Origin of the sequence: Pseudoduganella umbonata (assembly GCF_014192225.1) — a bacterium.
Taxonomy (GTDB): Bacteria; Pseudomonadota; Gammaproteobacteria; order Burkholderiales; family Burkholderiaceae_D; genus Rugamonas; species Rugamonas umbonata.
In genome coordinates, this window is the sequence record NZ_JACHXS010000007.1 from 27888 (window position 1) to 40521 (window position 12634).

A 12634-nucleotide genomic window follows, 5' to 3' on the forward strand; every position below is an offset into this window, starting at 1 on the left:
ACGCTGAATTGAGCCCGCCGAAGTGAGCACGCTGAAAAATTTCGTCAATTCGATGACCGGGCGCGTCTTCCTCGCGCTGATGGTCGGCATCGTTGCCTCGGCCGCCCTGACGCAGTGGCTGGCCATCAACGAACGCCAGCGCACGCTGGAACGCTACCGCACTTACCATTCGCTGGAACGGGCCGAGCAGATCATTGAAACGACCGACGTGGTGCGCCCGGAATCGCGCGCCCAGTACCTGGCCGTGTCCAGCAAGAGCAGCATGCGGCTGGAAATCACCACCGACAACGATCTCACCCTGCATCCGGCAACGGAATTCTCCACCGCGCTGGCGCAGCGGCTGCCGCGCGATTTCCAGGTGATCCCGATGGCGGAAAAGCCGCCGCAGTGCGAACAGCGCACCAGCACGATGACGCTGTTCGGGCCCGGCACCTGGCGCGGCACCTGCGAGTCCGTCAAGATCGTGATGACGGACGGGCAAGTGCTGAAACTGTCGGTGCTGCCGCCGCGCGGCTCGATTCCCACCGGGCACAACGAATATGCGGTCTTCGTGCCGTTCCTGCTGTGCATCGCGATCCTGGCCTATTTCGTCACGCGGATGGCCGTACGCCCCGTCAAGCAGCTGGCCCAGGCGGCCAAGGACCTGGGCAACGACATCAACAAGCCGCCGCTCGAACTGGCCGGCGCGGCGGAAATCAGGCAGGCGAGCGCGGCATTCAACGCCATGCAGGGACGTATCCGCCAGCACATCATCCAGCGTACCGAAATGCTGGCGGCGATCACGCACGACCTGCAAACGCCGCTGACGCGGATGCGCCTGCGCCTGGAAAAGGTCAGCGACGCGGACCTGCAGCACAAACTGATCGGCGACCTGTCGGCCATGCAACAGATGATCCGCGAAGGCCTCGACCTCGCGCGCAGCATGGACACCAACGGCACGATGCAGAAGCTGGACCTCGACTCGCTGCTCGACAGCGTATGCGCCGACGCCATCGATGCCGGCCAGAGCGTCGAACTGAAGGGCAAGGCCGGCATGGCGCTTCTCGGCCGGCCGCTGGACGTGCAGCGCTGCCTCGTCAACCTGATCGACAACGCCGTCAAGTATGGCCAGAAAGCCCATGTGACGGTCGAACGGCTGGCCGGCGCGGCGCGCATCCGCATCCGCGACGAAGGCCCCGGCATTCCGCAAGACCAGCTGGGGCGCGTCTTCGAACCGTTCTACCGGGTGGAAACATCGCGTTCGCGCGAGTCCGGCGGCACGGGCCTGGGGCTGACCATCGCCCGCAATATCGCCGAACAGCACGGCGCCACGCTGAGCCTGGCCAACGGCGATGCCGGCGGTCTCGAGGCCGTGCTGACCTTGCCCGAGTTCTATGCCGGCAAATGAGTGGCAAGCGGGCCGGCAATTCGGTCCCGCACGTCACCGGCCGGTAGCAGTTCAATGCGACAATGTCCGGTTAATTCCGTAAGGAAATAATCCCATCCTCATCACGCAACAATTAAAAAAAATGAAAAAGTCCACTCTGGGAGTACTGGTCGCTGCCGCCGTCGCCGTGGGAGCCGGCGCCTGGCAGGTCACGCGCACGCCGCAGGAAGAAGGGCACGCTGCCGCGGGCCAAGGGAAAGGCCAGGAAAAAGGCCAGGAAAGAGGGCAGGGCCCGACCACCGTCAACGTCGTTGCGCCGACGCGGCAGGACGTGCCCGTCATGCTGCAGGCGAACGGCACCGTGAGCCCGATCAGCACGGTCGACCTGCATCCGCAAACCACCAGCACGATCGTCAAGGTGCATGTGAAAGAGGGCGATTTCGTCAAGGAAGGCCAGCTGATGTTCTCGCTGGACAGCCGCAGCGAATCGGCCAACCTGCAGAAAGCGCAGGCCGAGGTGGCGCGCGACCGTGCGAACCTGGCCGACCTCGAGCGGCAATACAAGCGCAGCATGGAACTGCTGGGCCAGAAGTTCATCGCCCAGGGCGCCGTCGATACGCTGAAGAGCCAGGTCGACGCGGCCCGCGCCGAGATGGAAGCCAATATCGCCGCCGCCCGCGCGATCCAGGTGGGCCAGAGCTACACGGCGATCCGCGCGCCGATGTCGGGCCGGGTCGGCGGCATCAACGTCTATCCGGGCAGCCTGGTGCAACTGTCCACGTCGCTGACGACGATCACCCAGCTCGACCCGATCAATGTCGCCTTCACGGTGCCGGAAACCAGCCTGGCCGCGCTGCTCGATGCGCAGCGGGCCGGCAAGGTGCCGGTGCAGGTCTTCCACCGCGACTCGAAGACGCCGATCGAGGGCCATCTGTCGTTCATCGACAATACCGTCGATCCGCAGGCCGGCGTGATCCGCGTGAAAGCGCAGTTCGCCAATCGGGATACCCGGCTGTGGCCGGGCCAGTACGTGAACACCGAAGTCACCGTGCAGACGCTGCGCGATGCGCTGGTGGTGCCGCAGAACGCCATCATCACCAATACGCGCGGCACGTTCGTCTATACCGTGGGGCCGGACGGCACGGCCAGGGTCGCGAACGTCGAGCGCCTGCATGCGTTCGGCGCCAATGCCGCGGTGCGCGGCCTGGCGGGCAATGAACGGGTCATCGTCGAAGGCAAGCAGAACCTGCGCCCGGGCGGCAAGGTGCGGGTCTCCGAAGTACGCGCGCCTGAAGCGCAGCTGGCCGAGCAGGGCAAAGTCAAAGGCGGCATCGAATGAACCTCTCCGAGCTTTCGATCCGGCGTCCCGTGATGGTGGTGCTGCTGTCGCTGTCGCTGATCCTGGCGGGCGTGCTGGCCTACCTGTACATTCCGGTCGCCGCGCTGCCCAGCTATAACACGCCGATCATCAACGTGTCGGCCGACCTGGCCGGCGCCAGCCCGGACACGATGGCATCGTCCGTCGCGCTGCCGCTGGAAAAGCAGTTCTCGACGATTCCCGGCCTCACGCTGATTACGTCGACGAGCACGCAGGGCAATACGTCGCTGACCCTGGAATTCGATTCCAGCATCGACGTCAACGAAGCCGCCGTCGACGTGCAAGCCGCGCTGCTGCGCGCGCAGCGCCAGCTGCCGCAGGAAATGACGGACCTGCCGTCGTACCGCAAGATCAATCCGGCCGACGCGCCGGTGCTGTTCATGGCGATGAATTCGCCGTCGCTGTCGTTGTCCGAGCTGAACGACTACGCGGAAAACCTGATCGCGCCCAGTCTCTCCACCTTACCCGGCGTGGCGCAGGTGAACGTCAATGGCCAGAAGCGTTTCGCCGTGCGCGTGCGCGCCAAGTCGGACCTGCTCAACGCCCGCGACCTGACCCTGGCCGAAGTGCAGGCGGCGATCCGCAGCGCCAATGCCAACACGCCGCTGGGCGTGCTCGACGGCCCGGACCAGACGCTGACGATCCAGGGCAACGCCCAGCTGATGAAGGCGGCCGATTACCGCGACCTGATCATCGCCACGCGCAACGGCGAACCGGTGCGGCTGAAGGACGTCGCCGTCGTCGAGGACAGCTTCCAGTCGACCAAGTCGTTCGGCAGCTACAACGGCGAGCGCTCGATCGTGCTGCTGGTGCAGCGCCAGCCCGACGCGAACACGGTGCAGGTCGTCGACAGCGTGAAGGCCCTGTTGCCGCGCTTCCGCGCGCAGCTGCCGGAATCGATCAACATCAGCCTCGTCAACGACCGTTCGGTGTCGATCCGCGAAGCGATCCACGACGTCAATTTGACGCTGGCGCTGACCATCGTACTGGTGGTGCTGGTGATCTTCCTGTTCCTGCGCCGCGCGGTGGCCACGCTGATCCCGGCCATCACGATGCCGATCTCGCTGCTGGGCGCACTGGCGCTGCTGTATGCGCTCGGCTACAGCCTGGACAACATCTCGCTGCTGGGCATCACGCTGGCCGTCGGCCTGGTCGTGGACGACGCCATCGTGGTGCTGGAAAACATCGTGCGGCACATCGAGCTCGGCAAGAAACCGCTGCAGGCCGCGCTGGTCGGCTCGCGCGAAATGGGCTTCACCATCGTGTCGATCTCGATTTCGCTGGTCGCCGTGTTCATTCCGATCTTCTTCATGCCCGGCGTGATGGGCCTGATGTTCCGCGAATTCGCCGTCATCGTGGCGCTGGCCGTGCTGGTGTCGGCGCTGGTCTCGCTGACGCTGGTGCCGATGATGGCGGCGCGCTTCCTGCCGGCCGATTCGCATGAACACGCCGGCGACGACACCTTCCTCGGCCGCCATTTCGAACGTGGCTTCAACGCCGTGCTGAAGAGCTACGGCCGCACGCTGGACGCGGCGCTGCGCCACCGGTACATCGTGCTGGCCGTCGCGGTGGGCACGTTCGTGCTGACCGTGGCCATGTACGCGACGATGCCGAAGGGCTTCTTCCCGGAAGAGGATATCGGCCAGTTCCGCGTCAACACGGAAGCCTCCGAGGATATCTCCACGAGCGCGATGCTGGCGCTGCAGGACCGCGTGGCCGCGATCATCCAGGCCGATCCCGCCGTGAAGAGCGTGGTGTCGTTTACCGGCGGCGGCAATTCGGGCCGCATGTTCGTGGTGCTGGTGCCGCGCGGCGAACGCAAGGCGATGCCCGATGTGCTGGAAGGCCTGCGCAAGAAGATGCGCGACGTGGCCGGCATCCAGGTCTACATGTCGCCGGTGCAGAACCTGCAGCTGGGCGGCCGCCCCAGCAAGAGCCGCTACCAGTACACGCTGCAGTCGGTGAGCCCGGATTCGCTGAACGACTGGGCCGAGCGCTACCTGGAGCGCATGCGCGCCGACCCGGACTTCCGCGACGTGACCAGCGATTCGCAGAACAAGGGCCTGCAGGCCACGCTGGACATCGACCGCGACAAGGCCAGCACGCTGGGTGTGGCGATCGGCGACCTGCGCACCGCGCTGTACCTGGCATTCGGCGAGCGGCAGGTATCGACGATCTATTCGTCCGCCGCCAGCTATTACGTGATCCTGGAAGCGGCCGACGAAGACCGGCGCTACGAGGATGCGCTGAACAAGGTCTCGGTACGCAACGCGGCAGGGCAACTGATCAAGCTGTCCAGCTTTGCCACCGTGCAGCGCACGGTCGGGCCCACCGCCGTCAATCACCAGGGCCAGCTGCAGGCGGTCACGGTGGCGTTCAACCTGGCGCCGGGTGTGCCGCTGGGCCGCGCCACGGCGAAGATCGACGCGATGGGCCAGGAATTCGGCCTGCCGCCGTCGATCATCACCAACTATGGCGGCGATGCGGCGGTCTTCGAGAAATCGCAGGGCAGCCAGGTGATCCTGATCGTGGCCGCGCTGGCCGTCATCTATGTACTGCTCGGTGTGCTGTACGAAAGCTTCATCCACCCGCTGACGATCCTGGCCGGCCTGCCGTCGGCCGCGGTCGGCGCGCTGTTTACGCTGTGGCTGTTCGACATGGACCTGACGATGATCGCCATCATCGGCATCCTGATGCTGATCGGCATCGTCAAGAAGAACGCCATCATGATGATCGACTTCGCCCTGCAGGCGCAGCGGGAACGGGGCATGGCCCCGGCGGCGGCGATCCGAGAAGCATGCATCCTGCGCTTCCGCCCGATCATGATGACCACGCTGGCCGCCTTCATGGGCGCGCTGCCGATCGCCCTGGGCCTGGGCGCCGGCGCCGAACTGCGCCAGCCCCTCGGCCTGGCCGTGTGCGGCGGCCTGATCTTCTCGCAGGTGATCACGCTGTACGTCACGCCCGTGATCTACCTGTTCCTCGACCGGTACAGCGGCAACGGCCCGATGAGCGACGCCGAACTGGCCGAGCCGCCGCCGGAACCGCAGAAGGTGGAGCTGAAAGCCGTGTCCTGAAAAATCCGGGACGGACCCTGTTTTTGAGGAAAGTTTCCTCAAAAATGGGGACGTACCCATTTTCCAGGCAACTTTATTCCCAGGAAAATAGGGCCGGACCCTGTTTTCGGAGCAACGACCACCATTAGGAAGGCCTGAAAGCCGCGTTTCCCCGCCCCAACTGGCTCACATGGAGCGGATACATACGGTAACATCCGTTAACTGCAAGCTCGCGTAAGCTTGCCCGACTTGGCCCGGCAGTGCCGGTTTGCGCACAGAAAACGGTTTATCTTGCTCCAGCACAGCCACACCCACGGTCCCGACGAAGTCTGCCCCACCTGCGGCCAGGTTCTCCCGCCCGCCGGCCTATCGCCCCGCTATGGTGACAACAAGCCGAACCGCACTGGCCTGGCCATTGCCATCGGCCTGCACCTGCTGATCCTGGTGCTGGCCCTGCTGAATCCGCAAACGATCGTCAAGCTCAATCCGCCGTCGAAAGCGGGGGAAATGGTGTGGATTGCGCCCGTGACCCCCACGCCGACGCCACCGAAGCCGCAGCCGCAGCCGGCACCGGAAAAACCGTCGCCCCAACGGCAACCGAAAGTCGCCCAGGCCAAGCCCCGTCCGGCGCCGCCGCCGATCAAGCGCACCAATAACGACGCCATCACCGATCCGGTCCGGCAGGAAACCCCGCCGCCGCCGGTGAAGGCCGACATGACCCCGCCGCCGCCGGACGTGACCGACATGTCGCAGATGGTGGAAGCGGCGCGGCGCCGCCGCGGCGCCGTCGAGACCCCGGCCACGGAAAGCGCCGAGAGCGCCGATGCGAAAGCCAAGGCCCGCGCGGTCGCCAACATCATGGGCGCCCAGGGCCGCAATTCCGCTGGCGAGAGGGAGGATTCGGGCGGCATCTTCGATGTGCAGAACCAGACGTTCAACAGCGCCGACCTGAAATTCCGCGGCTGGAACACGAACTTCAAGCGCCGCTGGCTGTCGCAGGTCAAGGTCGAGCTGGGCAACGAGATCGACATCGAAAACGCCGTCGTCACGAAGATGATCGAATTGATCCGCAAGGAAAAGCCGGGCGACTTCGAGTGGGAATCGCACCGGCTGGGCCGCGTCGTGAAGATGAGCGCCCGGAAGGAAGACGAGGCGGAATTGCGCGCCTTCCTGCTGCGTGAAATGTATCCCCGCTACATCCGCCCGGCGGGCCGGTAAGGGGCTGTCAAACTCGCTGGGAACGTCAAGCCACTGCCGGGACGTCAAGCCCGCTGCGGCGCGCGTTCCAGCGCCTCGCCGATCCAGTACAGCAGGGCCGCGGCCGGCATTGCCATGCCGGCCAGCAACGCTGCGTGCCAGCCGTAACGGGCATACACCCAGCCGCCCAGCGCGGAGCCCACGGCCCCGCCGGCAAAGAACACGGCGAAATACAGGCCGTTCAGGCGGCTGCGCACCTCGGCGCCCAGCGTGAAGATGGCGCGCTGGCCCAGCACCAGGTTGGCGGCCACGCCCATGTCCAGCACGATCGACGCCACCACGAGGATGGCCAGCGCCACGTCGCGCGAACCCGGTACCAGCAAGGGCAGGGCAAAGCCCGCGATGCCCAGCGCCAGCGCGGCGGCCGTCGCCGCCAGGCTGTGACCCGCATCGGCCAGCTTGCCGGCGATCGGCGAGGCGACCGCGCCGGCCATGCCGACCAGCGCGAAGATGGCGATGCCCGTCTGCGACAGGCCGAACATCGGGCCGGCAAGCGCCAGCGGCACCACGGTCCAGAACAGGCTGAACGAACCGAACAGGCCGGCATGGTAGGCGGCGCGGCGGCGCAGCACGGGGGTGGTCCGGAACAGCGTCCACAGCGAACCGATCAGCTGTGGATACGACGTGCCCGACTGAGGCTGCCGTACCGGCAATTTCACGCGCAGCACAAGTGCCAGCAGCGCGATCAGCGCGGCCGCGCCGCCGAACACCACATGCCAGTTAGTGTGGTCGGCGATCAGGCTGGCCGCCGGCCGCGCCAGCATGATCCCCAGCAGCAGCCCGCTGACGACCTTGCCCACGGTGTGCCCGCGCTTCGATTCATGCGACAGGTGGGCCGCGAACGGCACCAGGATCTGCGCGGCGACGGAGCCCAGCCCGATCGCCAGCGCCGCGGCCAGGAACACCGGGGCGCTGGTGGCGCAGGCGGCAATGGCCAGGGCAACGGCGGTGGCGGCCAGCGAAACCACGATTAGCCGGCGGTTTTCCAGCAGGTCGCCCAGCGGCACGATGAAGAGCAGTCCCAGCGTATAGCCGACCTGCGTCAGCGTGACGATGAGCCCGGCCGCATCGGCCGACAGTCCGGTGGCGGCGGCGATCGGCCCCACCAGCGTTTGCGCGTAATACAGGTTGGCGACGATAAGCCCGGCCGCCGCGGCCAGCAGCAGCACCATCGAAGGTGCGATATGGTCGTGCGGGTCGTGCGGTTCTTGATGCGATGTCATGGCGTTCCCCATGTGAGTAGATCGGACCAGTTTAAGGAGCGCCCGATGGCCTGTACTCCGCCATCGGGTGCGCCGGCGACCGGCAGGATTGGATGGGGAAAGTGTACGCAGCGAAAGAGAGAAGATAATCCACCAATAATCGCCCTATACTTTTCACATCATGTGAACAATAGGCGGCATCATGGACAAACTTCGCGCCATGCAGGTCTTCGTGCGCATCGTCGAAGCAAACAGTTTTACCAAGGCGGCGGAAACGCTGGGCCTGCCGCGTGCGGCGCTGACGGCCACGATCAAGAACCTGGAAGCGTATCTCGGCACCATGCTGCTGCAGCGGACCACGCGCAGGCTGGCACTGACACCGGATGGCGCCGACTACCATGCGCAGTGCGTGCAGATCCTCGATGCGGTGGCGGCGTCCGAACAGGCATTCCGTGGTGCCACCGCCGCACCGCGGGGGACATTGCGCATCGACCTGCCCGACGCGCTCGGCCGCCATGTGATCCTGCCGGACATTGCTGGCTTTGCCAAGGCCTGGCCGGAGCTGGCGCTGACGCTCAGCTTTTCCGACCGCCTCGTCGACCTCACGCAGGAAGGCATCGACTGCGCGCTGCGCGTGGGCGCCTTGCAGGATTCATCGCTGGTGGGGCGCCAGGTCGGCAGCATGCGCTTCGTGACCTGCGCCGCGCCCGCGTATCTCGCGCTGCATGGCACGCCCCGCTCGATCGACGACCTGCGCAGCCACCAGGGCATCGTGCATTTTTCCGGCCGCACGGGGCGGCCGTTCGACTGGGACTTCATCGTCGACGGCGCGGTGGTCAAGGCACAGGTGCCGGGACGCATCGCGGTCAACAACGCCGATGCCAACGTCGCGTGCGCGCTGCAGGGCCTGGGCATCACGCAGGCGGCGTGCTACCAGGTGCGCGGCCACCTCGAGCGGGGCGAACTGGTGGAATTGCTGGCCGATACGCCGCCAGCACCGATGCCGGTGTCGCTGCTGTATCCGCGCGGGCGGATGGCGGCGCCGAAGCTGCGGGTGTTCGCGGAGTGGATCACGGCATTGCTGGCGCGCGATCCCGGCCTGGCACCGCTCACGACGGAACGAACAGGTGCTCGGCCATGAAGTCGATGAACACGCGCAAGCGGGGCGACAGGTGGCGCGACGACGGCCACAGCAGGCGAAACACGCCCGCATGGCGAACGTGCCTGTCGAGCACCGTGACCAGGGTGCCCGCCGCCAGCTGCGTGCGGATCGCAAAATCGGGCAGGCAGGCAATGCCGAGACCCTGCTCGGCCATGCAGATCAGCGGTTCGATGCTGTTCGCCACCACGGTGGCGGGCAACTCCACGGGGCGGCGCAGCGGCCAGGGCTCCAGTTTGCCGCTGGTGGCGTAACGGTGCAGCAGGCAGGCGTGGCTGGCCAGGTCGGCCGGCCTTGCGGGGGTACCGCGCGCCGCGAAGTAGGCAGGCGCACCGACGAGCTTCAGGTGAAAAGTGCCCAGCTTGCGGCTCATCAGGCGCGAATCGCCGACGTCGCCGGCCCGTATCACGCCGTCGAATCCCTCGTCGATGACGTCGACGAAGCGGTCGCTGAAATCGAGATCCAGTTCGATCTCCGGCCAGCGGCGCATGAAGCCGGCCAGCGCCGGCAGCATCAGCATGCCCGCGTGCGGCATGCTGATGCGCAGCTTGCCGCGCGGGGCCGCCTGCAATTGCGCCAGCTCCAGTTCCGCTGCCTCGATCTCGCAAAAGATCCTCCGGCACCGTTCCAGGAACAGCGCACCCTCGGGCGTCAGCGTGACCGAGCGGGTGGAGCGGTGGAACAGCCGCACCGCGAGCCGTTCCTCGAGCCGCGCGACCGTCTTGCCGATGGCCGACGACGATACCCCGAGGGCTTGCCCCGCCTTCGTGAAACTGCGCGCCTCGGCCGCCTGCACGAACGCGTTCAATGCGCCGATGTTATCCATGTGTTTCCCCATTGCGGACGAATATGTCCGATATCTTTGGAACTGCGGCCTGATTCTCCCATGATTCGAAGGCGCCTATGCTGGCAGCCTTGTCCATTCGCCAAGGAGCATCCATGTCGCATCCTCCCGATTCCGCGCGCCTGCCACTGGCGCAACTGCTCGCCCTGACCATGGCGGCCTTCATCACGGTCGTCACCGAAGCGCTGCCCGCCGGCCTGATGCCGCAGATGAGCAGGGGCCTGGCGGTATCCGAGGCGATGATCGGCCAGCTGGTCACCGCCTATGCACTGGGCACCTTGCTGACCGCGGTGCCGCTGACGGCGGCAACCCAGGCATGGCGCCGCCGGCCGTTGCTGCTCGGGGCGATGACCGGTTTTGCCGTGGCCAATACCGTCACGGCGTTGTCGGCGGACTTCGCGCTGACCCTGGCGGCCCGTTTCGTTGCCGGTATCTCGGCAGGGCTGCTATGGGCGCTGGCCGCCGGCTACGCGGCCCGGCTGGTGGCGCCGCACCTGCAGGGAAGGGCCATCGCCGTCGCGATGGCCGGGATTCCCGTCGCGCTGTCGCTGGGCGTGCCGGCCGGCGCCTTCATCGGCGCGGCCATCGGCTGGCGCGCCACGTTCGGCATCGTGACCGTGCTGGCGCTGGGGGCAGTGGCGTGGATCGCCGCCGCGGTGCCGGATTTTGCCGGCCAGCCGCGCGGGCGCGGCATGACGCTGCGGCAGGTCTTCCTGCTGCCCGGCGTGCGCGCGGTGCTGTTCGTCACGCTGGCCTATGTGCTGGCCCATAACGTGCTGTACACCTACATCGCGCCGTTCGTCGCACCGGCCGGCCTGGCGCCACGCCTGGATGCGGTACTGCTGCTGTTCGGTACGACATCGCTGGCGGGCATCTGGCTGACGGGCATGCTGATCGATCGCCGGCTGCGCGAGCTCGTGCTGGCCAGCACGGTGCTGTTCGGCGCACTCGTGCTGGCGCTGGCATTGTTCGGCACGCAGCCGGCCGTGGTCTGGACGGCGGTGGCCCTGTGGGGGCTGGCCTATGGCGGCGTGCCGACGCTGTTCCAGACGGCTTCCGCGCAAGCGGCCGGGGACGCGGCCGACGTGGCGCAGTCGATGGTCGTCACGATCTGGAATCTGGCCATCGCGGCGGCCGGCGCCGGCGGCGGCCTGCTGCTGGAGATGGCCGGCCCGGAGGCGTTGCCGTGGGCGTTACTGGCGCTGCTGATACCGGCACTGGCCGTCGCATGGCGCGCCAGTTACGGCTTCCCGCCGGTGCCACGGCGGGCTGAGGCGATCACGGCGGCCGGGCCGCGTGCTGCCGGCTGATCAATGTACGATGACGCAGTGCACGATGGCGCAGCGTGCGAGGCGGGCGTTGCGTTGGCGAGTTTCCTGCTAAGTTGTCGGCTTCACATCATGTACATCTGTAAGACAGGGGAAGCCATGGCCAACACGTTGAAACCGCTCGACCGGCAAGTCATCGTCATCACCGGTGCCACCAGCGGCATCGGCCTGGCCACGGCCACGAACGCTGCCGCGCGCGGGGCCAAAGTGGTGCTGGTGGCGCGTGGTGCCGACGTGCTGGACGCCGTGGCCGCAACGCTCGCGGCGCAGGGCGCCGAGGTGCTGTGCATGCCGGCCGACGTGGCCGACAGCGCCCAGGTCGCGCAGGTGGCAACCGCCGCCATTACCCGTTTCGGCCGCATCGATACCTGGGTGAACAATGCCGGCTGCACGATCTACGGCCGGATCGAGGAGGTGAGCGAAGCGGACAGCCGCCGCCTGTTCGAGACCAACTTCTGGGGCATGGTCAACGGCTCGCTGGCCGCGCTGCCGCACCTGCGCCGGCAGGGCGGGGCCTTGATCAACGTGGGCAGCGAGGCTTCCGAGGTGCCGATACCGATGCAGGGCATGTACACGGCATCGAAGCACGCCGTGAAAGGTTTTACGGATACGCTGCGGGTGGAAGTCGAACATGTCGACGGGGCCCCGGTGTCGGTCACGCTGATCGAACCGACGTCGGTCGACACGCCATTGCCGCAGCATGCGCGCAACTACATGGACCGGGAACCCACGCTGCCGTCGCCGAAGCTCGACCCGCACCAGGTAGCCGATGCGATCCTCGATGCGGCCACCACGCCGCGGCGCGACGTCAAGGTGGGTGTCATCGCAGCGCTCGACGTGGCCGTGCAGAATGCCCTGCCGGCGCTGGGCGACCGCATCGCGCCATTGCAGGTGCCGCGTCAGCAGCGCGACGAGCCGCCCGCGCATCCATCCGGCGCGTTATATACCTCCGGAGGCGACGGGCGCATCTACGGCAAGGCCGGCGGCTGACCGGCCGGGGACGAAAAAAAAGCGGGCATCGCCCGCTTTCGCTTACCAGCCACG

Annotated in this window: 9 protein-coding genes; 7 read left to right on the plus strand and 2 right to left on the minus strand. The window is 66.8% G+C overall.

Annotated elements, in window-relative coordinates; genetic code table 11:
- Window positions 1–31 precede the first annotated feature (31 nt).
- The 4 genes from FHS02_RS18065 to FHS02_RS18080 all read left to right on the plus strand — a co-directional run bounded on the left by FHS02_RS18065 (window position 32) and on the right by FHS02_RS18080 (window position 7018).
- Complete coding sequence (locus tag FHS02_RS18065) at window positions 32–1387, plus strand: ATP-binding protein (RefSeq protein WP_137317615.1); 1356 nt, start codon at window positions 32–34, stop codon at window positions 1385–1387.
- A 121-nt stretch (window positions 1388–1508) separates the two neighbouring features.
- Complete coding sequence (locus FHS02_RS18070) at window positions 1509–2705, plus strand: efflux RND transporter periplasmic adaptor subunit (protein WP_137315751.1); 1197 nt, start codon at window positions 1509–1511, stop codon at window positions 2703–2705.
- On the plus strand, window positions 2702–5821 hold the full coding sequence (locus tag FHS02_RS18075; protein ID WP_137315752.1) for an efflux RND transporter permease subunit: 3120 nt from the start codon (window positions 2702–2704) through the stop codon (window positions 5819–5821). Before FHS02_RS18070 ends, FHS02_RS18075 begins: the two co-directional genes overlap by 4 nt.
- Before the next feature lie 270 nt (window positions 5822–6091).
- On the plus strand, window positions 6092–7018 hold the full coding sequence (locus FHS02_RS18080) for a hypothetical protein (protein ID WP_221403892.1): 927 nt from the start codon (window positions 6092–6094) through the stop codon (window positions 7016–7018).
- Window positions 7019–7062: 44 nt separating this feature from the next.
- Here the strand turns inward: FHS02_RS18080 and FHS02_RS18085 are convergent, their stop codons facing one another.
- Window positions 7063–8280 carry an MFS transporter gene (locus tag FHS02_RS18085; protein WP_229422312.1) on the minus strand — a complete coding sequence of 406 codons (1218 nt, stop codon included), beginning with the start codon at window positions 8278–8280 and terminating at the stop codon, window positions 7063–7065.
- A 181-nt stretch (window positions 8281–8461) separates the two neighbouring features.
- Between FHS02_RS18085 and FHS02_RS18090 the strand changes: the two genes are divergently transcribed.
- Window positions 8462–9400 carry a LysR family transcriptional regulator gene (locus FHS02_RS18090; protein WP_137315753.1) on the plus strand — a complete coding sequence of 313 codons (939 nt, stop codon included), beginning with the start codon at window positions 8462–8464 and terminating at the stop codon, window positions 9398–9400.
- Here FHS02_RS18090 and FHS02_RS18095 read toward each other — a convergent pair.
- Complete coding sequence (locus FHS02_RS18095) at window positions 9369–10244, minus strand: LysR family transcriptional regulator (protein WP_137315754.1); 876 nt, start codon at window positions 10242–10244, stop codon at window positions 9369–9371. The genes FHS02_RS18090 and FHS02_RS18095 overlap by 32 nt on opposite strands.
- Window positions 10245–10357: 113 nt before the next feature.
- Between FHS02_RS18095 and FHS02_RS18100 the strand changes: the two genes are divergently transcribed.
- A complete protein-coding gene (locus FHS02_RS18100) occupies window positions 10358–11572 on the plus strand; it encodes an MFS transporter (RefSeq protein WP_137315755.1) in 1215 nt (404 codons plus the stop codon).
- A gap of 117 nt (window positions 11573–11689) precedes the next feature.
- Complete coding sequence (locus FHS02_RS18105; RefSeq protein ID WP_137315756.1) at window positions 11690–12580, plus strand: SDR family oxidoreductase; 891 nt, start codon at window positions 11690–11692, stop codon at window positions 12578–12580.
- Window positions 12581–12634 lie beyond the last annotated feature (54 nt).

Excerpts from the sequence above, each read along its gene's own strand:
- FHS02_RS18105 (WP_137315756.1), top strand. The coding sequence starts at position 11,690 with ATGGCCAACACGTTGAAACCGCTCGACCGGCAAGTCATCGTCATCACC.
- FHS02_RS18075 (WP_137315752.1), top strand. The coding sequence starts at position 2,702 with ATGAACCTCTCCGAGCTTTCGATCCGGCGTCCCGTGATGGTGGTGCTG.
- FHS02_RS18090 (WP_137315753.1), top strand. The coding sequence starts at position 8,462 with ATGGACAAACTTCGCGCCATGCAGGTCTTCGTGCGCATCGTCGAAGCA.
- FHS02_RS18085 (WP_229422312.1), bottom strand. The coding sequence starts at position 8,280 with ATGACATCGCATCAAGAACCGCACGACCCGCACGACCATATCGCACCT.
- FHS02_RS18100 (WP_137315755.1), top strand. The coding sequence starts at position 10,358 with ATGTCGCATCCTCCCGATTCCGCGCGCCTGCCACTGGCGCAACTGCTC.
- FHS02_RS18070 (WP_137315751.1), top strand. The coding sequence starts at position 1,509 with ATGAAAAAGTCCACTCTGGGAGTACTGGTCGCTGCCGCCGTCGCCGTG.
- FHS02_RS18095 (WP_137315754.1), bottom strand. The coding sequence starts at position 10,244 with ATGGATAACATCGGCGCATTGAACGCGTTCGTGCAGGCGGCCGAGGCG.